Annotated in this window: 21 protein-coding genes; 10 read left to right on the plus strand and 11 right to left on the minus strand. The window is 69.4% G+C overall.

Annotated elements, in window-relative coordinates; translation table 11 throughout:
• Positions 1–127 precede the first annotated feature (127 nt).
• Positions 128–265, plus strand: coding sequence for an aromatic-ring hydroxylase C-terminal domain-containing protein (locus tag ALI22I_RS55140; RefSeq protein WP_338013507.1), 138 nt, complete (start codon positions 128–130; stop codon positions 263–265).
• A gap of 7 nt (positions 266–272) precedes the next feature.
• Positions 273–2243, plus strand: coding sequence for a maleylacetate reductase and hydroxyquinol 1,2-dioxygenase domain-containing protein (locus tag ALI22I_RS53840; RefSeq protein ID WP_077007277.1), 1971 nt, complete (start codon positions 273–275; stop codon positions 2241–2243).
• Between the two features lie 5 nt (positions 2244–2248).
• On the opposite strand, the gene ALI22I_RS21255 is transcribed toward ALI22I_RS53840, so the two are convergent.
• The 5 genes from ALI22I_RS21255 to ALI22I_RS21275 form a co-directional block, all read right to left on the minus strand.
• Positions 2249–3019: an anti-sigma factor family protein gene (locus ALI22I_RS21255; protein WP_077007278.1), complete on the minus strand. Its 771-nt coding sequence runs from the start codon at positions 3017–3019 to the stop codon at positions 2249–2251.
• 269 nt (positions 3020–3288) lie between these two features.
• Entirely contained in the window at positions 3289–4140 is an 852-nt protein-coding gene (locus ALI22I_RS21260; RefSeq protein WP_077007279.1) for a carbohydrate ABC transporter permease, read from the minus strand.
• Positions 4140–5033 (minus strand): carbohydrate ABC transporter permease, encoded by an 894-nt coding sequence (locus ALI22I_RS21265; protein WP_077007280.1) that lies wholly within the window; start codon positions 5031–5033, stop codon positions 4140–4142. The genes ALI22I_RS21260 and ALI22I_RS21265 overlap by 1 nt, the downstream gene beginning before the upstream one ends.
• Before the next feature lies 1 nt (position 5034).
• Positions 5035–6075 carry an ABC transporter ATP-binding protein gene (locus tag ALI22I_RS21270; protein WP_077007369.1) on the minus strand — a complete coding sequence of 347 codons (1041 nt, stop codon included), beginning with the start codon at positions 6073–6075 and terminating at the stop codon, positions 5035–5037.
• Complete coding sequence (locus tag ALI22I_RS21275; RefSeq protein ID WP_083751901.1) at positions 6075–7493, minus strand: ABC transporter substrate-binding protein; 1419 nt, start codon at positions 7491–7493, stop codon at positions 6075–6077. The genes ALI22I_RS21270 and ALI22I_RS21275 overlap by 1 nt, the downstream gene beginning before the upstream one ends.
• A gap of 78 nt (positions 7494–7571) precedes the next feature.
• On the opposite strand from ALI22I_RS21275, the gene ALI22I_RS21280 reads away from it, so the two are divergent.
• Genes ALI22I_RS21280 through frdD form a run of 5 tightly spaced genes read left to right on the plus strand, consistent with a single transcriptional unit; the run spans position 7572 to position 11011 of the window.
• Positions 7572–7805, plus strand: coding sequence for a hypothetical protein (locus ALI22I_RS21280; protein WP_077007371.1), 234 nt, complete (start codon positions 7572–7574; stop codon positions 7803–7805).
• Between the two features lie 3 nt (positions 7806–7808).
• Positions 7809–9551, plus strand: a complete 1743-nt coding sequence (frdA, locus tag ALI22I_RS21285) for a fumarate reductase (quinol) flavoprotein subunit (RefSeq protein ID WP_077007281.1) — start codon at positions 7809–7811, stop codon at positions 9549–9551.
• 13 nt (positions 9552–9564) lie between these two features.
• A complete protein-coding gene (gene sdhB, locus ALI22I_RS21290) occupies positions 9565–10305 on the plus strand; it encodes a succinate dehydrogenase iron-sulfur subunit (protein WP_077007282.1) in 741 nt (246 codons plus the stop codon).
• Positions 10302–10664 carry a fumarate reductase subunit C gene (locus tag ALI22I_RS21295; protein ID WP_077007283.1) on the plus strand — a complete coding sequence of 121 codons (363 nt, stop codon included), beginning with the start codon at positions 10302–10304 and terminating at the stop codon, positions 10662–10664. The genes sdhB and ALI22I_RS21295 overlap by 4 nt, the downstream gene beginning before the upstream one ends.
• Complete coding sequence (gene frdD, locus ALI22I_RS21300; RefSeq protein ID WP_077007284.1) at positions 10661–11011, plus strand: fumarate reductase subunit FrdD; 351 nt, start codon at positions 10661–10663, stop codon at positions 11009–11011. The genes ALI22I_RS21295 and frdD overlap by 4 nt, the downstream gene beginning before the upstream one ends.
• A gap of 86 nt (positions 11012–11097) precedes the next feature.
• Here frdD and ALI22I_RS21305 read toward each other — a convergent pair whose 3' ends face one another.
• Positions 11098–12054, minus strand: a complete 957-nt coding sequence (locus ALI22I_RS21305; protein WP_238598495.1) for a serine hydrolase — start codon at positions 12052–12054, stop codon at positions 11098–11100.
• A gap of 247 nt (positions 12055–12301) precedes the next feature.
• Between ALI22I_RS21305 and ALI22I_RS21310 the strand changes: the two genes are divergently transcribed.
• Both ALI22I_RS21310 and ALI22I_RS21315 read left to right on the plus strand, forming a co-directional pair.
• Positions 12302–13963: a PHP domain-containing protein gene (locus ALI22I_RS21310; RefSeq protein WP_077007285.1), complete on the plus strand. Its 1662-nt coding sequence runs from the start codon at positions 12302–12304 to the stop codon at positions 13961–13963.
• Between the two features lie 272 nt (positions 13964–14235).
• Positions 14236–15144, plus strand: coding sequence for a hypothetical protein (locus ALI22I_RS21315; RefSeq protein WP_077007286.1), 909 nt, complete (start codon positions 14236–14238; stop codon positions 15142–15144).
• Positions 15145–15233: 89 nt separating this feature from the next.
• Here the strand turns inward: ALI22I_RS21315 and ALI22I_RS21320 are convergent, their stop codons facing one another.
• From ALI22I_RS21320 to ALI22I_RS21335, 4 genes are all read right to left on the minus strand, one after another.
• A complete protein-coding gene (locus ALI22I_RS21320) occupies positions 15234–17240 on the minus strand; it encodes a cellulose binding domain-containing protein (protein ID WP_077007287.1) in 2007 nt (668 codons plus the stop codon).
• A gap of 203 nt (positions 17241–17443) precedes the next feature.
• Positions 17444–18520: a glycosyltransferase family 4 protein gene (locus tag ALI22I_RS21325; RefSeq protein WP_077007288.1), complete on the minus strand. Its 1077-nt coding sequence runs from the start codon at positions 18518–18520 to the stop codon at positions 17444–17446.
• Between the two features lie 6 nt (positions 18521–18526).
• Entirely contained in the window at positions 18527–20674 is a 2148-nt protein-coding gene (locus ALI22I_RS21330; protein WP_077007289.1) for an amylo-alpha-1,6-glucosidase, read from the minus strand.
• Between the two features lie 230 nt (positions 20675–20904).
• Positions 20905–21933, minus strand: coding sequence for a PaaX family transcriptional regulator (locus tag ALI22I_RS21335; protein WP_083751914.1), 1029 nt, complete (start codon positions 21931–21933; stop codon positions 20905–20907).
• 328 nt (positions 21934–22261) lie between these two features.
• On the opposite strand from ALI22I_RS21335, the gene ALI22I_RS21340 reads away from it, so the two are divergent.
• Entirely contained in the window at positions 22262–23578 is a 1317-nt protein-coding gene (locus ALI22I_RS21340) for an extracellular catalytic domain type 1 short-chain-length polyhydroxyalkanoate depolymerase (protein WP_077007290.1), read from the plus strand.
• A gap of 257 nt (positions 23579–23835) precedes the next feature.
• On the opposite strand, the gene ALI22I_RS21345 is transcribed toward ALI22I_RS21340, so the two are convergent.
• Positions 23836–24579 carry an SGNH/GDSL hydrolase family protein gene (locus tag ALI22I_RS21345; RefSeq protein ID WP_083751903.1) on the minus strand — a complete coding sequence of 248 codons (744 nt, stop codon included), beginning with the start codon at positions 24577–24579 and terminating at the stop codon, positions 23836–23838.
• Between the last annotated feature and the right edge of the window lie 207 nt (positions 24580–24786).

Below are 24786 nucleotides of genomic sequence, written 5' to 3' on the forward strand. Positions count from 1 at the left end.
TTCGACCTCGCGGGCGCGCCGGGCGCGAACAGCCACGGGTACGCGCTGGCCAAGTTGATGCACTCCGCGCTGCGCGGGTGTCCGGAGGACGACCGGCAGCGGCTGGAGAACGACGTGCTGGGCCACGCTGCGGGAGGTCGAGGAGGACGGCGCCCTGCTCGTGCGGCCGGACAAGCACATCGGCTGGCGGTCCCAGCGGCTCGCCGACGACCCGGATACGGTCCTGGCGGACGCCGTGTCGGCGATCCTGAGCAGGAAGGACTGAGCCACCGATGCCTCTCGCCTTCGATCACCACACCCTGGGTCAGCGGGTCCTGTTCGGCACCGGACGGGCCGCGGCCCACGTCGCCGCCGAGGTGCGCCGGGTCGGCGCCCGTTCGGTCATGGTCATCGCCGGGACGTCCGAGCGGGGGCAGGCCGACCAGGTCACCGCCGGTATCGACGTGGCGGTCCACTACGACGACGTCGTCCAGCACGTCCCCGCGGACACGGCGGCCAAGGCCCGTCAGGTGGCCGCGGAACACGACGTCGACCTCGTCATCAGCGTCGGCGGCGGGTCCACCACCGGTCTGGCCAAGGCGGTCGCGCTGACCACCGGGCTGCCGATCCTCGCGGTGCCCACCACGTACGCCGGATCGGAGGCCACCGCGGTCTGGGGGCTGACCGAGAACGCGCGCAAGACCACCGGGACCGACGACCGCGTGCTGCCGTTCACCGTGGTCTACGACGCCGAACTCACCCTCTCGCTGCCGGTCGACCTGTCGGTGGCGTCAGGGTTGAACGCCCTGGCGCACTGCGTGGACTCGCTGTGGGCGCCGCGGGCGGACCCGATCAACGCGGCGATGGCCATCGAGGGCATCCGCACCCTGGCCACCGGCCTGCCCGCCGTCGTCGGCGACCCGCGTGACGTCGAGGCCCGGGAACAGGTGCTCTACGGCGCCTACCTGTCGGCGGTCGCGTTCGCCTCGGCCGGCGCCGGGCTCCACCACAAGATCTGCCACGTCCTGGGCGGCGCCTACAACCTGCCGCACGCCCCGACCCACGCCGTGGTCCTGCCGCACGTGCTGGCGTTCAACGCCGCCGCCGTCCCCGACGTGACCGCACGCGTGGCGCAGGCCTTGGGCGGCACGGATGCCGCGGAGGCGCTCAACCGGCTCTACGCCCGTCTCGGGGCACCCACCGCGCTGAAGGACCTGGGTCTGGAGGAGGAGAGCCTCGACGAGGCGACCGATCTCGTCCTGGCGGTCGTCCCGCCCTCGAACCCGCGTCCGGTGACGCGAAGCGACCTGCGCGAGCTCCTCCGGTCGGCCTGGGCGGGCTCGACCCCGCGAGGGCAGGAGGAGCAGGTCCGGCGCGAGGAGGAGCTCACCGCCACCGTGCTGGCCAGCTTCCGGAATGCCCCGGACGAGCGGCTGAAGACCGTGATGAGCTCGTTGACCGCCCACCTGCACGCGTTCATCCGCGAGGTGCGGCTGACCGAGGACGAGTGGAACGCCGGTATCGGGTTCCTGACCGACGTCGGGCACATCACCGACGCCAAGCGGCAGGAGTTCATCCTGCTCTCCGACGTGCTGGGTGCGTCGATGCAGACCATCACGGTCAACAACGAGGCCTACGGCGACGCCACCGAGGCGACGGTGTTCGGGCCGTTCTTCGTCGAGGACTCACCCCGGGTCGAGCTGGGCGGTGACATCGCCGGTGACGCGAGCGGTGAACCGTGCTGGGTCGACGGCACCGTCACCGACGCCGACCGTGTGCCCGTGCCCGGAGTTCGGATCGAGGTGTGGGAGGCCGACGCGGACGGCTTCTACGACGTCCAGTACGGCGACGACCGCGTGGCCGGCCGCGCACACCTGTTCACGGACGACGACGGCGCGTACCGGTTCTGGTGCCTCACGCCCACGCCGTACCCGATCCCCCACGACGGCCCGGTCGGACAGCTCCTGGCGGCCACCGGCCGTTCGCCCATGCGGGCATCGCACCTGCACTTCATGGTCACCGCACCAGGGCAACGGCCGCTCGTCACGCACATCTTCGTCCGCGGCGACGAACTGCTGGACAGCGACACCGTTTTCGGCGTGCGGCCGTCCCTGGTCAAGGACTTCACCCACCAGCCACCGGGAACACCCACCCCGGACGGGCGTGATCTCGGCACACGCCCGTGGTCGCGGGCGCGTTTCGACATCGTCCTGGCACCTGCCGTGCGGCCCGGCCCGCAGTCGGGTGCGGCCGGGCCGCTGTAGCGTCCCTACAGGTTGGCGACCACGAACGACTGGCCGGCAGCCGTCTCCACCACGACGGACTTCACGTCCTGGGGGGAGAACGTCGTGCGGCCCTGCACCGCGGAGCCGTCGACCTTGCCCTTCTCCGTCGTCGTCCACGAGAAGGCGATCTGGCGCTCCCCGTCGGCGCCCACGACCACCAGGTTGCACCGCTGTCCCACCGGCAGGCCGCGAACTTTGGCCTTGACCAGGGACGCGCTCTGGTCCGGCAGCACGTCGGCCTCCAGCGCGATCCCCGTGGCGGTCTCGGTCGCGGACGCCGCTCGACCGGCGGCCGTGACCGTCTCCGCCTGCTGTCCCGACTCCAGCATCGTCATCGCGCCGAACGCCACGACGGTTGCGACGGCGGCCGCGGCCACGAATCGCGGCCACCGACGTCGGCCGGCGTGCTGCGGTTGTGGTTGCGGCTCCCCCGTCCTCGGCCCCGGCACGGCCCGTGGGCCGAGTTCGGAGTCCTCTTCGAGCGAGGGACCCGCGCGTTCGCTGCGGATCTGCCGCAACGCGCGTTGCAGCACGAGTTCCGACGGCCTGGGCAGCTCCTCGTCGATGACGGGTGCCACGAAGTCCTCTCGCGGCAGCTCGTCGAGGATCAACCGGAGCCGGTGGACGTCGGCGACCTCGGCACGGCAGCCCGCACAACCCCGCAGGTGCTGTTCGACGGCACGTCTCTCGTGGGCGTCAAGGATTCCGAGGGCATAGCAGCCCATCGTGACGGCGTCGTGCGCGCCGACTGTCATACGGCCTCCCTCGTCGTCCTGATTCGACCCCGCGGCGAAACGGTGTCGTAGGAAAAACGGCTGGATGGACCGCACCGGTTCAGAGTTCGAACACAAGTTGACTCGAATTGTTACAACAGCGCCGATGCGTCACCTCACTGCGCGATATCGCAGGGCCATCCGAGGAGTGACCTTCACCCAACCGGTCATCCCATGGCAGGGCAGCACCACTCAGGGTGTCACGGTGGGCGACCGGGCTCGGCCCCGAACACGTGCCCGTTACCCGACGATCAGCCCTTGACCGACCCCATGGTGAAGCCGGCCACGAACCGGTCCAGGAAGAGGTTGAACACCAGTGCGATGGGCACTGCCACCGCCACGGTGGCCGCCTGGAGCGACTGCCAGAAGAACACGTCGCCGCGCACCAACTGGGTGGGCACGCCCGTGCTCACCGGCATCTGGTCGGTCGGCGCCACGAACGCCAGCGCGTAGATGAACTCGCTGGCGGTCAACGTGAAGGCGAACACCACCACCGCCACGATGCCGGGGAACACCAGCGGGATCACCGCTCGGACGAACGCGCCCAGGCGGCTGTACCCGTCGACCATCGCCTGCTCCTCGATATCGCGCGGAATCCCCTTGAGGAACCCCATCAGCAGCCAGACCGACACCGGGGTGGTGATCGTCGGGTACACCAGCACCATCGACCAGGTCGAGTCCTGCAAGCCGATCGCGACGACCATCCGCGACAACGACAGGAACAGCAGGCTCGGCGGCACCAGGTACACCAGGAAGATGGCCACGGCCAGCGGTCCGGACCACGGCCGGTCCAGGCGCGCGAGCGCGTACGCGGCGGGCAGGGCGAGCACCAGCGTGATCAGCACGACCAGGACGCCCACCCACAGCGTGTTCCAGGTGAAGGTGAGGAACGCCGTGTCGGTGAACAGGTAGGTCACGTGGTCGGGAGTGGCCGGGCGGTTGAACACGAACGGGTTGTTCGTCGGGTCGTAGAGGTCCCGGTTCTGCTTGAACGCCGTGACCAGGCTCCACAGGAACGGTCCCGCGCACAGCAGGGCAGCGACGATCGCGGCCACGTACACGCCGATCCGCGCGCAGACGCGCCGGACCGCGTACCTGTTCATCACCACACCTCGATTCGGCGCACCACGCGGAGGATCGCGATCGCGGCGGCCAACAGCAGCGGGAACAGGAACAGGGCGACGGCCGCGCCCTGCCCCACGTCGCCGCCCTCGATGCCCCGGTAGAACGCCCAACTGGCCAGCACCTGCGTGGCGTCGTTGGGACCGCCCCTGGTCAGCACCCGCACCACCGCCATATCGGTGAACGTGAAGACGGCTCCGAACAACGCGGCGACGGCCGCGACCGGCAGCACCAACGGAATCTTGATCTCGAACATCCGCCGCCAGTACCCGGCGCCGTCGACCGTGGCCGCCTCCTCGATGTCACGGGGGATCGCGACCAGGCCCGCCATCATGATCACCGCCGCCAACGGCGTCAGCCGCCACACGTGCACGGCGATCACCGAGGTCATCGCCAGCCCCGGTTGGCCGAGCCAGTACAGGTTCTCGCCGGGTCCCAGGAAGCCGAAGAAGCGCAGCACCCAGTCGATCGGCGAGTAGATGGAGTCCAGCAGCCACAGCCAGGAGATCGACGACAGCGCGACCGGCGTGGTCCACGGCAGCAGGACCAGGAACCGCACCAGCCACTTGCCGCGGAAGTCGGCCACCAGGATGTTCGCCAGCACCTTGCCCAGCACCACGATCAGCACCATGGAGATCCCGGTGAAGACGAACGTGTTGCCCAACGAGCGCCAGAACACGGGGTCGTCGAAGACCCGTTCGAAGTTGCGGCCGCCGACGTAGTCGTAGGACGGGTCGCCGGCGCTCACGTCGGACAGCGCGAACGCGATCGCCAGCACGAACGGCGACGCGACCAGCGCCACGATGTAGAGCACGCTGGGCAGCAGGAAGAGCCAGGCGAGCACCCCCGCCCGGTCCGAGATCCGGGTCGTCACGTCAACTCCCCAACCGGACGGGTTCCGCGCGCAGGCCCGTGTCGCGGTCGAAGAACCGCAGCCGACGGGCGTCCACCGCGAAGTCGTGCGTCTCCCCCGCCGCGATCGCTGTGTCCACTGTGGAGGGCAGGCGGGCGACGACCCTGGTCTGCGCGCCGATCCTGGACACCACGCCGTACACGTGCCGGTCACCGGACAGGTACTCGACGCGGTCCACGGCCAGCGGCACGCTCACCCGGTCCGGCGAGCGCACGTCCTCCACGGGCAGCAGGTGTTCGGGCCGGAACCCGACGAGCCGGCCTTCCCGGGGCACGAGGTTCATCGGCGGCGAGCCGATGAACGTCGCGACGAACGTGTCGGCCGGGTCGTCGTAGACCTCCACCGGCGGCCCGACCTGGCGCACCTTCCCGGCGGCCAGCACGGCGATCCGATCACCCAGTCCCATCGCCTCGACCTGGTCGTGGGTCACGTAGATCGTCGTGGTCCCGATCTCGCCCTGGAACCGCTTGAGCTCGTCCCGCGCGCTGGCGCGCAGCTTCGCGTCCAGGTTGGACAGTGGTTCGTCGAGCAGGAACACCTGAGGCTCGCGCACCAGCGCCCGCGCCAGCGCCACCCGCTGCCGCTCACCGCCGGAGAGCTGTCTGGGCTTGCGGCCCAGCAGCGGCCCGATGCCCAGCAGCTCGGCCGCCCACCGCACCTTGCGGTGGCGCTCCTCGGGCGGCACGCCCTGGGCCCTCAGCGGGAAGACGATGTTCGCGAACACCGTCTTGTGCGGGTAGAGCGCGTAGCTCTGGAACACCATGGCGACCTGGCGGGCGCGCGGCGGCAGTCGGGTCACCACCCGGCCGCCGATCAGCACGTCGCCGCTCGTCGGCTCTTCCAGACCGGCGACGGTGCGCAACAGCGTGGTCTTGCCGCAGCCCGACGGCCCGAGCAGCACCAGGTACTCACCGTCACCGGCGGACAGGTCCACGCCGTCGATCGCGTGCACCCGTCCACCGTGGTAGTGCTTGACCAGTCCGCGCACCTCGACGACGGCCATCAGCCGCCGACCAGTCCGGCGGCCCGCCACTTGTCGAAGATCGCGGTGACCTGCTTCTCGGCGTCGGCGACGGACTGCTCGGGTGTCGCCTCCCCCTTGACCGCCCGGGCGAACATGTTGGGGATCACGAACGTGTTGAACACCTCGCCGATCGCGGTGCTCGCCGGTCCGGGGTGCCCGATGTTCGCGCTCCACGGGATCGCGTCGGACAGGAACGCCAGCTTGTCGGCCGGCTGGGCGCCGAACGGGTCGCTGGTCAACCACGCGTTCCGGTTCGGGGTCAGGCCGTCCCAGGCGCAGAAGTCGTACAGCTTCGAGTGGTAGGTCGCGGAGGCGAAGTTCGCCGTGTAGTGCAGCAGGAACTCCTTGGCCGCGTCGACCGCCGTGACGTGCTTGGGGATGATCCAGTTGTAGAGCACGTGCTGGGCGGCGAGCGCGGTCTTCGGGCCGCGCAGCGCGGGCACGAAGAACACGTCGTCGGCCACGGCCGGGTTGGAGCCCTGGGCGGTGCGCCACGCCGAGATCGAGTTGACGATGTAGGACAGCTTCCCGGAGACCAGGCCCTGGTTGTTGCTGGCCGCGTTCCAGGAGAAGACCTCCGGTGTCATGGCCTGCTGGTAGAGCCTGGTCATGTACTCGACGGCGGCCACCGTCTCCGGGGAGTTGATCACCACCTTCTCGTTCTCGTCCTGCTCGGAGGCGCCGTAGGACCACATCAGGGCGCGCAGCACCATGTTGGAGTCGATCTCCTGCGACATGCCGAGTCCGAGCTGGACGCCTTTGTCCGACTTGATCCGGGCCGCGCCTTCGAGCAGTTCGTCCCACGTCGTGGGGCCGTTGGGCAGCCCGACGGGCTCCCACAGCGACTTGCGGTAGTTGCCCGGATCGGGCACCCAGCCCGGCGAGTAGGCGTAGAACCGGTTGGTCGCCGGGTTGAAGCTGGACTTGCGGCACAGGTCCAGCTGCGCGCCCCAGCGGTTGTCGGCCTCGTCGACGAGGTCCTTCAGGTCGAGCACGCTGGGCTCGTACTGGGACAACGTCGCGATGTACTGGATGACGTCGTGGCCCTGGCCCGCCTGGACCTCGGCGGCGATGCGGGTCGGGATCTGCGCCTGGTCGATGTGGTCGACGGTCACCGCGACGCCGACCTTGCCGCCCCAGTCCTTGGCGAACTGGTCGAACCACGCGTCGTGGCTGGGCACGAAGTGACTCCAGAGCAGGATCTTCAGCTCGCCCGACAGCTTGGTCCGCGGTTCGCTGAACGTCTCCAGGGGTGCTTCGGTGGACGGCGGCTGGACCGGCCCGCCGCTCTCCTCCCGTGCACACGCTGTGCTCACCGACGCGGCCACGGCCGCCATCGCGGCGGCCCGGAGCACCTCTCTCCGGGTGCGAGGCGTGCCGAACAGCCAGTCGTTCATCGCTCGCTCCTCCCGCGAGGGAACACCATGAAAGGTATCCTTTTTGTGAGCTGAATCACAACTTTGAGAGGGGTGGGCATGGTAGCCACCAGTACCCACTTCACCAGCGAAAAGGCGCCTTGCGGGCGACTGAGGGATGGTGAGCACCACCGCGAGGACGACGGTGACGGCTTCATCGTCGACCACGTCGACTACGCCTGCGGCTGCCGTCGTTCCCGGCACGAGTTCCACGACGGCAGCGTCCGGATCAGGGTGGTCCGGCACGACGGGAAGGTCCTGAGCGACGAGCACAGCGCCGACCACGAGGCGTGATATATGAGCGTCTTTCACAATGTCGTGGTGGTCGGTGGTGGCGGTGCGGGCTTGCGTGCCGCCATCGCCATCGCGGAGGCCAATCCCCGGCTGACCGTGGCGATCGTGTCGAAGGTGTACCCGATGCGCAGCCACACCGTCTCCGCCGAGGGTGGCGCCGCCGGGGTCGCGGGCGCGGACGACAGCCTGGAGGAGCACCTCTACGACACCATCTCCGGTGGTGACTGGCTGGTGGACCAGGACGCCGCCGAGGCGTTCGTGCGCGAGGCGCCCAGCGAGCTGCTGCGGCTGGAGCACTGGGGCTGCCCGTGGAGCCGGCAGCCCGACGGGCGCATCGCCGTGCGCGCGTTCGGCGGGATGAAGAAGAAGCGCACCTGGTTCGCCGCCGACAAGACCGGCTTCCACATGCTGCACACGCTGTTCCAGACCACCCTGTCCCACCCGGACGTGGTCCGGTACGACGAGTGGTTCGTCACCTCGCTGCTGGTCGACGACGGCCAGGTCTACGGCGTCGTGGCGATCGAACTGGCCACCGGCCGGGTCGAGACGATCATCGCCAACGCCGTCATCGTGTGCACCGGCGGGTGCGGGCGGGTCTTCCCGTTCACCACCAACGCCAACATCAAGACCGGTGACGGCATGGCGCTGGCCTACCGCGCGGGCGCGCCGCTCAAGGACATGGAGTTCGTCCAGTATCACCCGACCGGGTTGCCGTTCACCGGAATCCTGATCACCGAGGCGGCCCGCGCCGAGGGCGGTTGGCTGCTGAACAAGGACGGCTACCGCTACCTCCAGGACTACGACCTGGGCACGCCCACACCGCACCCCGCGATGCGCAGCATGGAACTGGGGCCGCGCGACCGGCTGTCGCAGGCGTTCGTGCACGAGCACGACAAGGGCCGCACGATCGACACGCCCTACGGGCCGATCGTCCACCTCGACCTGCGCCACCTCGGGGCCGAGGTGATCGACGCCAAGCTGCCGTTCGTGCGCGAGCTGTGCTCGAAGTACGAGCACATCGACCCGGTCAAGGAACTCATCCCGGTCCGCCCGGTGGTCCACTACATGATGGGCGGCATCCACACCGACATCCACGGCGCGACCCCGTTGACCGGGCTCTACGCGGCGGGCGAGGTCGCGTGCGTGAGCATCAACGGCGCCAACCGGCTGGGCTCGAACTCGCTGCCCGAGTGCCTGGTCTTCGGGGCGCGGGCCGGGCAGGCGGCGGCCGAGTTCGTCGGCTCGACCCGGTCGGCGCCCGGTGCCGCGGTCTACGCGCAGGCACGGGACGCACAGCGGCTGCTGGAGCGGGAGTTCACCCGGCACACCGAGGGCCACGAGCGCATCGCCGACATCCGCACCGAGATGCAGACCGTGATGGAGAACGGCGCCGGCATCTACCGCGACGGCGAGTCGCTGGCCACGGCAGCCGACCGGCTGCGGGAACTGCGCGAACGGTTCGACCACGCGACCGTGGACGACCGCAGCAGGACGTTCAACACCGAGGTGATCGCCCTGCTCGAACTGTCCTTCATGCTCGACGTCGCCCAGAGCATCGTGGCGTGCGCGCTGCACCGCGGGGAATCGCGCGGCGCGCACCAACGCACCGACTTCCCCGCCCGGGACGACCTGCGGTTCCTGGAGCACTCACTGGTCCACCGCACGCCCGACGGCGGCGGTCGGGTCGGCTACCTGCCGGTGAAGATCACCCAGTGGCCGCCGGGCGAGCGCGTGTACGGGAGGTAGGGAGGTATCAGCCATGGCCGACACGATCACCCTGCAAGTGGCGCGCTACCGGCCGGGGCAGGAGCCGGAGCCCGTCTTCCAGTCCTACGACGTGCCGCTGCGCAAGGAGTGGGCGGTGCTCGACGGGCTCAACCACGTCAAGGACCACGTGGACGGGACGCTGTCCTACCGCTGGTCGTGCCGGATGGGCATCTGCGGCAGCTGCGGGATGACGGTGAACGGCTCACCGGTGCTGTCGTGCGCCACGTTCCTGACCGATTACGCGCCCGGTCCCGTGCGCGTCGAGCCGCTGCGCAACTTCCCGGTGGTGCGGGACCTGGTCGTCGACATCACCGATTTCATGGCCAAGCTGCCGTCGGTGAAGCCGTGGTTGATCCGTGACGACGAGCCCGAGCCCGAGGGCGAGTACCTGCAGACCCCGGGAGAGCTGGACGACTACAAGAAGTTCAGCATGTGCATCAACTGCATGCTGTGCTACTCGGCGTGCCCGGTCTACGCCCTCGATCCGGCTTTCCTCGGGCCGGCGGCGATCGCGTTGGCCCAGCGCTACAACCTCGACTCGCGCGACGAGGGGGCCGAGGACCGGAGGGACGTGCTGTCCTCCGCCGAGGGCGTGTGGGCGTGCACGTTCGTCGGCGAGTGCAGCACCGCGTGCCCGAAGGGCGTCGACCCGGCGGGGGCGATCCAGCGTTACAAGCTCACCGCGGCGACCCACGCGGTGAAGGACTTCCTCCTGCCGCGAGGCGCGCGATGACCTACGTGAAGCCGATCTCCACGTTCTGGTGGCTGCGGCGCGGTTCGTACTTCCGGTTCGTGCTGCGTGAGCTGAGCAGTGTCTTCGTCGCGTGGTTCGTGGTCTACCTGCTGATGCTCGTCTCCGCGATCGGGTCCGGGCCCGAGGCGTACCACCGGTTCCTGGACTGGAGCACGGGCTGGGTGCTCGTGCTGAACGTGGTCGCGCTGCTGTTCGTCCTGCTGCACGCCGTCACGTGGTTCAACCTGGCGCCGCGGGCGATGGTCGTGCCGCACGTCCCGCCGGTCGTGGTGCTGGTGCTGCACTACCTGCTGTGGCTGGGACTGTCACTTGCCGTGGCGTGGGTGGTGCTGCGATGAGGAGGCGATCGCCGGAACCGCTGGTGTGGCTGCTGTTCAGCGCGGGCGGGATGGCCGCGGCGCTGGCGGTGCCGGTGCTGCTGTTCCTGTTCGGCGTCGCGTTCCCGCTCGGCTGGCTGCCCAGCCCCGATCACGCCCACCTGCTGTCGTTGCTGCGCAGTCCGATCACCAAGGTGGTCCTGTTCGGACTGTGCGTGCTGGCGCTGTTCCACTGGGCGCACCGCTTCCGCTACACGCTCTACGACGGTCTGCGGCTCAAGAAGCTCAGCGGCCTGATCATCCTGCTCTGCTACGGCGGCGCGCTGGTCGGGTCGGCCATCGCCGGTTACGTGCTGCTGCGTGCCTGAACGGTCCCGACGAGGTCGTCACCGTTTCGACGTGGCGGCCCATCCGGTCGACGGTCGGATGGGCCGACCCCCAGTTCGGGAAGCGATCAGCTGAAGTAACCGTCGAACATGATCCTGCTGATACCGGTCGTGGTTTCCAGGCCCACGTCGTAACCGTTCTCGACCACCTGGGTGTTGTTCATCACGGCAAGGGTGTAGCGCTCGTCGGGGCCGACGAAACCCACCGAGTTCATCAGCCACGAACCGTCGTCGTTGTCGTCGGACCAGCCGTTCTTGTTGCCCGGTCGGGCGGCGGGGCCGGCTCCCCACACCCCCCATTGCTGGTTGACGTCGACCGAGCGCATCTCGTTGACGATGTAGTCCCGGTGGGCGGCCGGGAGTTTGGTCAGCACGTAGTTCATCAGCCGGTCGAGGTCGTCGGCCGTGGTGAGAATCCAACCCCAGTGGTGCGGGTGCTCATCGGTGAACCGCATGTCGGTCATCCCGTAGGAGGGGAAGCGGGCCGCGAACTCCTGCTCGCCGCCATAGCGGGTCCACAGTGCGTGCGCCGCGTTGTCATCGCTGGAGTTCAGCATCCGGTGCATCAGGTCGCGGTCCTCGGCCGTCAGTGTGATGACACCGGCGTCGTTGCGCAGCAGCAGGTCCACGACCATGGCGAGTTTCGGTGTGGAACAGGCCCAGACAAGCGTGTCCGAGTCGGTGTTGCGCCAGACCGCGCCGGTCTTCCGGTCCCGCACCACGATTCCGGCGAAACCGGGACGGCTTTCCGCATAGGCATTCGCCCGGAGGATTCGGCTCAGCAGCCTCGGGTCGAAGCGGGCTTTACCGTCCTCTTGGGTGGCCGAAACCACGGAAGGAGCGACAGGGGCGGCAATAGCCACTGGCGCGACTACCGGGACGGCGCAGACGGCCGCGAGAAGCGCGGCCACGATCACTTGCTTGTTGAGCACACTCATAGCGGCGAAACGTAGCAGGATCGCGCACATTCCAGAAACAACAGACCGGTGACGATCGTCATCGTAACGAAACAAAAACGATGACAACCCACTCTCGTACACCGCCGGCTTTACCGGAATCCGACGGGCGGATTGACCGGCAGGTTCCGGCAGGTCGACGTGTGGCCGGTGGCCGGAGTTAACGTCCGGTTCGTCGTGTGTTGGGTGAGCGTGCCTAGCATCCCGCGCCATGACGACCCGCCGTACGTTTCCGCTGGATGACCGGGGCGCGGCCGGTTAGACCGAGCAGCCCGTTCAGTTCCGATGACGTACGACCTGGTGATGGAGGCAACCCGTGATTCAGCCGCTGCCGCAGTGGGCCGACCCCGATGTGCCCGCGGCGTCGCTCGACGCGCAGGCCATCTCCCGGCGCGGACTGCTGCGCCGTGCGGGCCTGTTCGGTGCGGTGTTCGCCGGTGGGGCCGCGCTCGGGCAGGGCTCCGCGTCGTCGGCCCCCGGCGGCGGAGACCCGCGCCTCGTGTACCTGGTCGGTGATCACCACGCGCACTCGGTCTACAGCCACGACGCGAAGTACACGTTCTCGCAGATCGCCCAGGCGGCGGCCCGGTTCGGCCTGGACTGGCTGGTCTTCACCGAGCACAGCAACTTCGGGCACGCCAACGCGGGCGGCGCCCAGGCCGAGCACCGGGAGATCCTCAAGGCTCGGGCCGAGAACGAGCGGATGCTGATCTTCCAGGGCCTGGAGTGGTACATCCCCGGTGCCGAGCACTGCACGGTCTTCTCCCCGCCCGGCCGGCACGAGGTCGACCTGCTCACCCGGTTCGAGCTGGCCTACGACGGCAAGCTGCTCGGTTACACCGCAGGCGGCCCGGACCACCCGGACACCGCGCGCAACGAGGCACACGCAGTCAAGGCCCTCCGGTGGCTCGCCGAGCAGCGCCGCACCGGCTACGTCGACGACGTCCTGGTCCTGGCCAACCACCCGATGCGGCTGGGCATCGACTCCCCGCACGAGATCCGGAACTGGCGTGACGCCGCACCGCAGATCATGATCGGGATGGAGGGCGCCCCCGGCGCGCAGGGCGGGGCGATCCCCGGCTGGCGTGGCCCGACCAGCATCCGCGGCGAGTACGAGAACAGCCCGTCCGCCAACTCCTGGCCCGGCTACCCGCGCGAGGCGTACGTGACCCACGGCGGCTTCGACTGGGCGACGGCGACCGTGGGCGGCCTGTGGGACGCCATGCTCGCCGAGGGACGCCTGTTCACCATCACCTCGAACTCCGACGTCCACCGGGTCGTGTTCGACACCTGGCGCAACGGCGACTGGCTGCCGGGCCAGAACTTCGACAACACCGGCCGCCTCCCCGACCCGGTCAACACGACCCAGCCCCAGCCAGGCGGCGACTTCTGGCCCGGCCAGTTCAGCCGCACCCACGTGGGTGTCACCAAGTACGGCTACCGGGACGTCATGGCGGGCCTGCGAGCCGGTCGCGTCTGGGTCGATCACGGCCACCTGGTCGACGGCATCGACATCCGCCTGACCAAGCAAAACGGCACCGGCCACGGCGTGACTCTGGGCGGCCGACTCCGCGTCCGGCGCGGCGAACGGCTTGTTCTCACCATCACCGTCACCACCACGTCCCGCCCCAACGACCACGGCGAACTCCCCCGCCTGGCCCACCTCGACGTCATCCGCGGCGCCGTACGCGGCCCCGCAACAGATCGAGACCAGTGGCGCGCCCCCGACACCCGCGTCACCCACACCACAGACGTCTCCGACCGCACCGGCACGTTCGTGCTCCGCATCCCGATCACCGACGTCGAGGAGTCGCTGTACCTCCGAGTGCGCGGCAGCGACGGCAAGCGCAACGGCCCAGGCCTCCTGGGCGCCACCATCGACCCCCACGGCCCCATCCCCCACGAGCCAGGCAACGGCGACCCGTGGCAGGACACCTGGTGCTACACCAACCCGATCTTCGTAGACGTCGTCGGCTGACCCCGTAGACAGCCGGAGGAGGTGGCCCTCATTCGTGAAGGCTTGAAGGCCACCCCTCCTTCCGCACCCGTCTGCCGTCCGTCCGACCCAGCCTGCGGGTCGCGATCGGACCGCCGTCGGTCACCCGCACAGTGTGCGACCCGACCGGGGGTTCGGCCACTTGTTGTCCCCCGTCCAGGTTTCCGTTCGGGTTCCGAGGCGTCTGTCCTGTCGCGGCGCTCCGGGCCGGCGCTCATGATGGGCGGCGGTTACGCCTCAACGAGGGGACGATCATGACTTCTATCGTTCGACTGGTTGCTCTCGTCACGGCGTTCGTCGCGGCGACGGTGACGGCGACGCCCGCGGTGGCCGTGCCGGCTACCGACGTGATCGTGCTGCCGGGCGCCACGTCCGCCGAGGGCATAGCGACCGGGTACGGCGCGACGTTCTACGCCGGCGATCTGTTCGCGGGCGACATCTTCCGGGGCAACTACCAGCGCGGCACCGCCGAGTTGTTCATCGACGCCCCCGCCGGCCGGATGGCGTTGGGGATGAAGTTCGACCCGATCACGAAGCTGCTGTTCGTGGCGGGCGGGTTCAGCGGCCAGGCGCACGTCTACCACGGCACCAGCGGCGCCGACGTCGCCACCTACCAGCTCGGCGGCGTGGTCAACGACGTGATCCTCGTGCCGGGCGGCGCGTGGTTCACCGACTCCACCCAGCCGAAGCTGTACTTCGTGCCCGTTGACCCGAGCGGGAAGCTCGGCACCGCCCAGACGCTGACGTTGAGCGGCCCGGCGGCCGACCTCACCGGCGAGTTCAACCTCAACGGCATCGAGGCCGTCCGCAACGGCCGCACGCTGCTCGTGGCCCACTCGGCCAACGCGGCGATCTACACCGTGAACGCGAAGACCGGCGAGAGTGCCGTGGTGGCGGGCGTCAACGTGCCGAACGTCGACGGGATCATCCGCTCCGGACGACACCTGTGGGTCGTGCAGAACCTCGACAACAAGGTCACCCGCTGGCGGCTGAGCTCCGACCTGACATCCGGCACCCTGGAGAAGACCATCACCAGCCCCCACTACCAGGTACCGACCACCGCCGCCCTGTTCGGCCACCGGCTCGCCGTGGTGAACGCCAAGTTCGACACCGGCCTCCCGCCGACCGCCGACCAGTACGAGGTCGTCCTGACCAACCGCTGACGACCCGCCCCACACGGCAGGACGGCGGTCCGCGCGCGTCGTCATCCGGATGGATGGGTGGACGGATCGACGCGCACGAACCGGCAACGTCACCGCGTGGTGCAGAGGGTGCCGTTCAGGGTGTAGGTCGTCGGTCGGACGTTGGGGCCCTGGTAGGCGCCGACGAAACCGGCCGTGGTGGTGGCGCCCGGCGCGAGACGGGTCGTGTTCGACACCCGCACCTCGGTGCCGGTCTGGGTCCACGTGGCGTTCCAGCCGCTGGAGACCTGCTGCCACGTGGTCGGCCACGTGTAGGTCAACGTCCAGCCGTCCTGGGTTTCGGTGCCGGTGTTGGCGATCTCGATGTCGGCGACGTAACCGCTGCCCCAGTTGGTGGTCTCGCGGAACGTGACCGCGCACGTGGACGTGGTGGGTGTGCCCGTGGTGAACGTCAGCGGCGGGGAGGACCACGAGACGCGGCCGGCGTTGTCGCGGGCCACCAGGTTCACCGTGTAGCGCGTGCCGGGCGTGAGGTTGGCCGCGGTGAACGACGTGCCGGTCGTCTCGCCCCACTGCTCGGCGCCGACGCCCGTGTGCCGGTGGACCTCGTACTTCACGCCTGCGGGCGGAGCGGCCCAGGTGAGGGTGGCCGTGGTGTCGGTGACGGAACCCGCAGAGGGACGCGGCGGCGCTGCCGGACCGGCCGTAGAACCGGACGGCCGCAGCACGAGAGTGGTGATCGAGTACGGCGGCAGCGTGGCGGTCGACGCGGTTCCGGCGGCGGTCGCGATGCCGGTGTCGCCGTTGGCGAAGGTCAGCACCTGCGCGGCGTCGGCCGGTGCGTAGCCGGCGTAACGCAGCGACACCGTCTTGACCGCGTCGGGGTCCTGGTTCACCAGCATGACCGCCAAGCCGCCGTCGGCACGGCGCGCGGCGTGGGCGCGGACCAGCGGGTCGGTGGCCGAGGCCGCCACGAGCTGGTCACCGGGGCGGGCGAAGCGCGAGACCATCGAGATCGCGTGGTAGGGCGCGAACGGCGTGTTGAGCGCGGGCTGGCACGTCGTGCCGTCGGCGGTGCAGCTCGCGCTGGACAGCAGCCCGTAGTCGTCGTAGTCGGTGTGACCGGCCACTGTGGACACCCGGCCGATTCCGTTGTGGACGTTCCACCAGTCCACCGTGAACACGCCGTTGGCCAGGAGCGTCGCGTACGCGTCGGCGGCGAACAGGGCCCCGGGCTGGGTGTTGCGGCCGAACGACGTGTTGACCTCCGTCATGGCGATGGCGAGGTCCTTGCCCGCGTGCCGGCGGGACTGCTCGCGCACGAGCCGGATCGCGTCGGCCACGCGATCGGTCTTGGTGAGCACCTGCGCGGCCGTGTCGCCACCGGGGTACCAGTGCACGATCCCGTAGTCCACAACCGGCCCGGCGACGGACAGCACGACCTGGTTCCACGTCCCGGCGTCACCCGAGGCCGTGATGCCGTCGGGCCACTCCCCCGGCGTGGTGAGCACCGCGCCGATCTTGATCGTCGGATCGACGGCCTTCATCGCGATCGCGTAGTCCCGGACCAGGTTCGCGTAACCCGCAGGGCTCTTGTCCGGGTGGTCGTCGGCCTCCCAGGCGGAGCCGTAGTGGCCGTTGCCGTACAGCTCGTTGCCGATCTCCCAGTACTTGACGCCGTAGCCCTTCTCCACGTTGGCGTAGCGCACCCACTCGGCGGCCTCTTCGGGCGTGCCCGTGCCGTAGTTCGCGGTGACGACGGCCTGCGCGCCCGCCCGCCGCGCACCGGCCATGAAGTGGTCGAAGTCGGTGTTCGGCGCGACGTAACCGCCGGGCGCGGTGTGGTCGCGCCAGTGGTAGATGTCGGAGTAGGAGCCGCCGGGGTAGCGCATGGCGCGCACGCCCGCGTCCTTCATCAGGTCGGCGACGGCGTCGGTGCCCAGCTGGGCGTCCCAGATGGCGTGGTTGACGCCGATCGCGGCCGGGTCGACGGTCTCCAGCCCCGCCCGCGCGTTGACGGTGACCGTGACGGCGGGGTCGGCCTGTGCGGCGGGGATGGTGAGCGGGACGGCGACTAATGCGACGAGCGCGGGCAGCGCGACAAGACGCGATCTCATGGGCGGTGTCCTCATCGACGTTGATGACTGGGAGCGCTCCCAGACTGGGGATGGGCGCGATCTTTGTCAATCGGCCGTCAGGCCGTTTGCCGACGTTCGGCCAGTCGACCTTCAGCCAGCCGACGTCCAGGCAGCCGATCTTCAGGCCAGTGGATCTTCAGGGCAGTCGACGTTCAGGCAGCTGACGATCAGCCAGCCGACGTTCAGGCGGTCGAACCGGCCGTGCGGTCGTACTTGGTCGCCAGCCGGAGCTTGGCGACGGCCGTCCGGTAGACGCGCTCGTAGCGTGCGGCCATCGTGCCGATGTCGAACCGACTGGCCGCTTCGGCGCGGCACCGGTCGGCGGACAACTCGTCGACGCGGTGCAACGCGGCGACCAAGGACTCGTGGTCGTCGCAGACGAACCCGGTCACGCCGTGCGTGACCACTTCCGGAACGGAACCACGAGGGCAGGCGACCACCGGGGTGCCGCACGCCATCGCCTCGACCATCACCATCCCGAACGGCTCGTCCCAGCGGATCGGGAACAGCAGGCACCGTGCCGCGCTCAGCAGTTCCAGCTTGCAGTCGCGATCGACCTCACCGAGCCATTCCACACCCGGGCCGAGCAGTGGCGCGATCTCGCGCTCGAAGTAGTCCCGTTCCTCCGGCTCACGGCACTTGGCCGCGATGCGCAGGCGGATACCCGCTTCGGCCGCGGCCGCGATCGCCTGGACTACTCCCTTGTCGGGTGTGGCCCGCCCGAGGAACAGCGCGAAGTCCTCCTTGTCGCGCCGGAACGGGAAGCGGTCGACCGGAATCGCGTTGTGCACGGTGCCCGCCCAGTCGAGGTCCGCGGCGATCCGGCGTTGCGAGTCCGAGACGGCCACGAGGTGCACGCTGCCGGACAGGCACCGGTAGTAGCGGCCCATCTCGCCGACCACCGGCCCGTGCGCGGTGACCACGGTGGGCTCCAGGCGCCCGGCCGCCAGCAGTGGTCCGGCGAGACTGTGGTCGTGCACGACGTCCACGTCCAGATCGGACAGGATGCCGGGCAGCGCCACGGCGTGCACCAACTCCGGCAGGGCCTGCCCCATCCGGTCCGCCTGAGCGCGGTCCGACGTCCTGATGAACTGGTGGGCCTTCGTGCCGTTGCGGCCGACCCCGACGAGGAAGACACAGTGGCCGCGCGCGACCAACAGGTCCACAAGGTCGGCGCACATCGACTCGATACCGCCGTACGCGGAGGGCGGCAGTTCGAACCACGGCGGTGCGATCATCGCGATGCGCAACGGATCCACCCCGACTCACCACCCTTCCGGGCCGGCGCTGAACCCGGCCGGTTCAAGGATCAACTCGACGTCGTCGGGCAGACCGCTCACCCGGACGTCGTCGCCGTTGATCTCCACGGAGACCCGCACGCCCAACATCGGCACGCCGTCGAGGGCGAGCGGCCCGAACCAGTCGGGCAACACCGGCGACAACCACACCCGGCGGTGCGGCGCGTACGGCTGCACCCGCAGCAGCACGCGCAGCAGGTGCACGGGGGTGGCCGATGCCCACGCCTGGGGCGAGCACGAAGTCGGGTACGGGATCGGCTCCGGGTACTCGGCCCGGTCGAACCCGCACAGCAGTTCGGGCAGCCGGCCGCCGAACGCCTCGGCCGCCTCCATGACGGCGGTGGCCACCCGCTTCGCTTCGTCCACGAAGCCGTACCGCATGAGCCCGTCCACGACGAGGGCGTTGTCGTGCGGCCACACCGATCCGTTGTGGTAGCTCATCGGGTTGTACGCGCCCATGTCGGCGGCGAGGGTCCGCACGCCCCATCCGGTGAACATCTCCGGCGAGAGCAGGGACCGGGCGACCTGATCGGCTTTGTCGTCGTCGACGATCCCGCTCCACAGGCAGTGGCCGATGTTGGAGGTGAGGGCGTCCACGGGTTGCTTGTCACCGTCCAGGGCGACCGCGTAGTAGCCGAGATCGGGCAGCCAGAAGCGCTGGTTGAACTGTTCCTTGAGCCGCACCGCGCGTTCCCGCCACCGCCGTGCGCCGTCCGGGTCGTCGAAGTCGTCGCACAGGCAGGCCCGGGCCAGGTAGGCGGCGTAGACGTAGCCCTGGACCTCGCACAGCGCGATCGGGGCGCGCGCGATCCGGCCGTCGGCGAAGTTCACCCCGTCCCAGGAGTCCTTCCACCCCTGGTTGACCAGTCCGCGCTCGGTCGCGCGGTGGTACTCCACGAACCCGTCGCCGTCCCGGTCGCCGTAGTGCTCGATCCACTCCAGCGCGCGGTCGACGTGCGGGATCATCGCCGCGACCTGGTCGCGGTCGATGCCCCACCGCGACAGCTCGCCCAGCAGCACCACGAACAACGGGGTGGCGTCCGCGGTTCCGTAGTAGACGTTGCTGCCGCCCAACGCCAGCGAGATGTCGGCGCCGAAGCGCATCTCGTGCAGGATGCGCCCGGGTTCCTCCTCGCTGTTCGGCTCGACCCGCGCGCCTTGGTGGTGGGCCAGGGTCCGCACCGTCCCGAGGGCCAGGGTGGGGTCGATGGACAGCGACATCAGCGAAGCGAGGATCGAGTCGCGGCCGAACAGCGTCATGAACCAGGGCGCGCCGGCGGCGACCGCGATGTCCGAAGGGCGCTGCGGGTCGAAGATCCTCAGCGCACCCAGGTCCTGCCTGCTGCGTAGCAGCGTCGCGGCCAGCGCCGGCTTGCCCGCGTACCTCAGGACGGGCACTTCCTCGCTCCACCGCCGGGCGCGCAGGACCGGGACCGACTCGTCGATGGGGCGCTCGCGCGGGAACATCGGCTCCGTCGAGAGCCCGTCCACGACCGGTTGCACCGTCACGCAGGTCGACCACTTCCCCTTCGGGGGAATCACCGCCCGGAAGGTGAGTGTGGACGGTGAGTACTCGGCACCGTCCGCACTCACCCGGACGCCCCGGCTCTGGCCTTCCAGCAACCGGCTCAGCAGCAGTTCGTCCTGGGCGACCTCCGAGCGGTGCTGCCCCCGTTGACTGCGGATCCGGCCTTCCTTGACCTCGAAGAGGTCCGCGAAGTCCGCCTCGACGTGGACCGTCACCACGTGCTCGGCGGTTTCCCGGCCGAAGTTGCGCAGCACGATGTCCTCGCGCATACCCGATCCGACATACCGCTCGCGCCGCACGAGCAGGGTGCTCTCGGCATCGCGCTTGCGGGACCGTCCACGACCGACGAACGTCATCCGGAACGGATCCGGCGTGACCGTGATGATGTGTTCCACGGCCGTGCCGTCCACTCGCAGTGACCAACCGGACACGATCCGGGTGTCCTGGAAGAACGTTCCCTGCGCGGCGGCACCGTCCACTTCGCCGTTGGCGGCGCACACGCAGAACGAGGTTCCGTGAACCAGCGTCACCGTGTCGGGTGACAACGTGACCGGCTCGCCGTCGAAAGCCCAACCACCGTTGGTCATTGCCTACCTCCTCCTGCGCCGCCGGACAACGGGCTTCCGACGCTTCCTGCACGCCACGGATGCCACGCATCCGGACGGCGAAACAACAGACAGCCCCGCTCGGGAACGTCAGCAGCACAAAGAGTGACCCGCTGCCACCCGATCGTGTCAATCGGACGGTCGAGAGCCTTGCGGTCACGCCAGGTGGTCACTCACCCACGTGCACGAAGGGCGCCCACAGTGCGGCCGGGTCACGGGCCTTGATCGGGCGACGCCGTCACGGCTCCACGAGAGACAGTGTTCGGCTCGCTGACGGTCTCGTCGGACCCGTCGGTGTCCTGTAGCCCGCCGAGCAGGTCGGCGACGGTGTGAGCCTCGATGCCGGCGAGTGAGTCCGCGGTGAACCGGCTCGCGACGGCCCACACGTGGTCCTGGGCGGGTGTGGCCAGGCCGTCGTAGACGGCGGTGAACAGGTTCCGGGCGGGTTCTCGCAGCCATCCCGTTGGGAGCAGTTGGAGGGGTAGCCGGGGGTCGAGGACGGGTAGGCGGCGGTAGGTGTCCATGATCTCGGTGCGGGCGCGTACCGCCTCGGCGCCGGTGATCCGGGACGTCTGTATGCGGGGTGGCAGTGGGCTCCAGTGTCGGATGAAGGATTCGTAGTGGCGGGTGATGGCCGTCGTGTCCCAGGCGTCGAGGGGGTTGCGGCGAATTGTCGCGTCGAGTTCGACGTGCCGGGCGCGGAACACGGTCGTGGCGCCGAAGGTGAGCCGGGACAACTGCGTTCTGGCCTTGTCGGTGAGGTCGTGCGGCGAGATCCAGAGGCCGTCGTACAGGGGTGCGTAACCGAGCCACCGCAGGTGGTTGCGCAGCCCGCGCCGCTGGGTGACCTCGCCTTGCGGCAGTGAGAAGGCGATCAGCGTCCACTGCTGGTCCCAGGTGTCGGCGGCGGCGAGGATCGCCCGGCCACCGGCGGACAGGTCCGAGGCGGCGGCCCGGGTCAGCCGGTAGGAGCTGTTGCGGCCTTGCCGACTGCCTTCCAGCACACCGCGGCGGGCGAGTCGGCTGATGGCGGTCCGGGCGCCGGCCTGGCTCACCCCGGCCTCGGCGAGCAGGGCCACGATGGCCGCCGACGGCAGCCAGGCCCGGGTGCGCAGGGTGTAGTCGGCCAGCAACGTCACGGCCAGGCCCTGCGGCGAGTTGCCGGCTTGCCGCCGCGGCAGTCGGACCTGTCCCGCCGCGTCATCCGGGAAGATCTCCTCGATGTCGTACGGGCTTGTCACGGCGACGGCTCCGACCGGATTCGGGTGTGCGTTGGGCACCCCACTGTAAAAAGTTTCGCCGCCGCCCGGTGCGTTCCGGTCAATCGAGACGGCTGATTGACAGTTTCATGACCGAGGGACAAGCTAAGTGTCACGCGACGACCGTGGGCCCGGACCAGGCAAGACGGGTGCGGGCACAGTCGTCGACTGGCGCTGCCGGTCCGCCATCCGGCAGACACACCGCAGACGTACGTCCCCCATCTGATGCAACGCGGGCTGCTCACGCACGCCCGCAGCCGACCCGTGCGCGCCGGTCGCCCGGCCACACGGGGGCAAAGGAGTCAGGCGCATGAAGATCAGACGGAACCTCTTACTCGCCGCGGCCGCGTCACTGGCCGTGGTGGGCATCGCCCTCCCGGTGTCCACACCCGCGTCCGCGGCGTCGTTGACCGAGGTCACCAGCTTCGGCAACAACCCGGGCGGGATGCGCATGCACATCTACGTGCCGGATTCCCGTCCGGCCAACCCCGCGATCGTGGTGGCCATGCACGGCTGCGGTGGCTCGGGTCCCGGCTTCTACTCGGGCAGCGAGTTCGCCGCACAGGCGGACCGGCACGGGTTCATCGTCATCTACCCGAGCGCCCAGCAGGAGGCCGGGTTCGGCAAGTGCTTCGACACCTGGTCGGACGCGGCCAAGCGCCGCGGCGGCGGCAGCGACCCGGTGTCGATCGTGTCGATGGTGACGTATGCCCAGCAGCGGCACGGCGGCGACGCGAACCGGGTCTACGCCACCGGATCGTCGTCCGGCGGGATGATGACCCAGCACATGCTCGCCCTCTACCCGGACGTGTTCAAGGCCGGCGCGGCGTTCATGGGCGTGCCCTTCAACTGCTTCGCCGGTGCTGCCGACTACCCGCCCGGCCGCAGCCAGTGCACCGGCGGGAACATGAATCGGACCCCGCAGCAGTGGGGGGACGCGGTTCGGCAGGCGTACCCCGGCTACACCGGCACCCGCCCGCGGGTCCAGCTGTGGCACGGCACCGGTGACACACTCGTGCCGTACTCGCTGCTCCAGGAATCGATCGAGCAGTGGACCAACGTGTTCGGGCTGAGCCAGACGCCGACGTCCACGGACACCCCGCAGACCAACTGGAACCGCCGGCGCTACGCCGACTCCTCCGGCACCACCCAGGTGGAGGCGTACAGCATCCAGGGCGCCGGGCACAGCCTGCCGTCCAGTGGCATGGCCGCGCAGGCCGTCGCGTTCTTCGGTCTGAACGGCACCGGCAACCCGACCACCACCACAACTCCCACGTCCACCACGACCACGACCACGACGCCGCCGTCCGGCTCGTGCCGCGTCACGGCCACGGTGAACGCGTGGAACACCGGCCTGACCGAGAACCTCACCATCGCGAACACGGGCACCACCGCGATCAACGGCTGGTCCCTGGTCTTCACCCTGCCCAGCGGCCAGACCATCACGTCCGGCTGGAACGCCACCTACTCGCCGTCGTCCGGCCAGGTGACGGCGCGCAATGCCACCCACAACGCCGCCATCGCCCCGAACGGCTCGGTCGGCATCGGGTTCCAGGCCACCCACACCGGCAACACGGCCAAGCCCGCCTCCTTCACCCTCAACGGCATGGCCTGCTCCACCGCCTGACCAACCACCGCGCTTGGTGGTGTTCGAGAGCACGTGCTCGTACTCCCCTCCCCCGCACCAGGCCGACCGCCGGTGCACGGCGGTCGGCCTGGTGCGGGGTCAGGGAGTCAGCACTGTGAGTTCGTTTGCGTGAGCAGGCCCATCCGGTACGGGAGGCGGCCGTAGTCGCCACCGGCGTTGGGGTCCAGGCCTTGGTAGACGTACTGCAGGTTGCACGGGTTGATCGTCAGCGTCCTCTTCTCATCGTCGAGGGACGGTCACGCGGCGGACGGGAGCGGGTTTCCGATGCTGCCCGGCACCGAACGCAGGGCGCTGTACCACCGGGCGGCCATCTTGTCGTAGCCGCCGGCGGTGGGGTGGACGCCGTCGATCAGGTCGGCGGTGGTCAGTGCGTTCTGCATGTCGACCAGGCGCACGCGTTTGCCGGCGTTGACCTTGCTCTGGACGATGCCGGGGATGGCGGCGTTGAAGGTGCGGGCTCGGGCCTGCGAGGTGGACGACGAGAGCGGGATGATCGTCGCGACGAACACGTCCGCGTTGGGTGTCGTCGCGGTGATGCGGTCGATCAGCCGGGACAGTCGGGCGGGCGCGTTGTTCAAGTCGTAGTTCTGGAGCACGTCGTTGGTGCCGATGTGCAGCAGCACGGTCCGGGGTGTCGTGGCGCGCAGCCAGTTGACGATGTTGGCGTCGATCTGGTCGATGCGCCAGCCGGGGTGTCCCTCGTGGTCGTGGTCCCAGAGGCTGGCCGGGCCGTTGAACTGCGACCCGACGAAATCGTTCACGTACCGGCCGTTGGCCAAGCGTTGCCAGAGCCCGACCCGGTATCCGCCCGGGATCTGGGTTCCTTCGGTGATGGAGTCACCGAGTGGCATCACGCGCACCCCGCCGTTGGACTCGGCGTGGGCGGTGCCGGTGATGACGGGTGCACCGGTCACCACGACCGCCGCCGCCAGGAACGCGGTGGCGAGGGCGTGAGACCAGCGTGGAAGGTATCTGCGCATCGGGGATCCCAACGTCGTCGTTGACGGTTGAGTCGCAGCGGACATCGGATGCGACTCGATCCGAGAGCCTTAACTTTCGCTGAAGCGCACTTAACTTTCGGTCAATGTAGCGAGGCGATCACGCTCCGTCAATGATCGACAACGCGCCGTTTGTGAACGCTCACTTGGGTCGGGTCCGGGCGCGAGAGGTGAACGATCGCCCCGCCA

Origin of the sequence: Saccharothrix sp. ALI-22-I (assembly GCF_001984175.1) — a bacterium.
Lineage (GTDB): Bacteria > Actinomycetota > Actinomycetes > Mycobacteriales > Pseudonocardiaceae > Actinosynnema.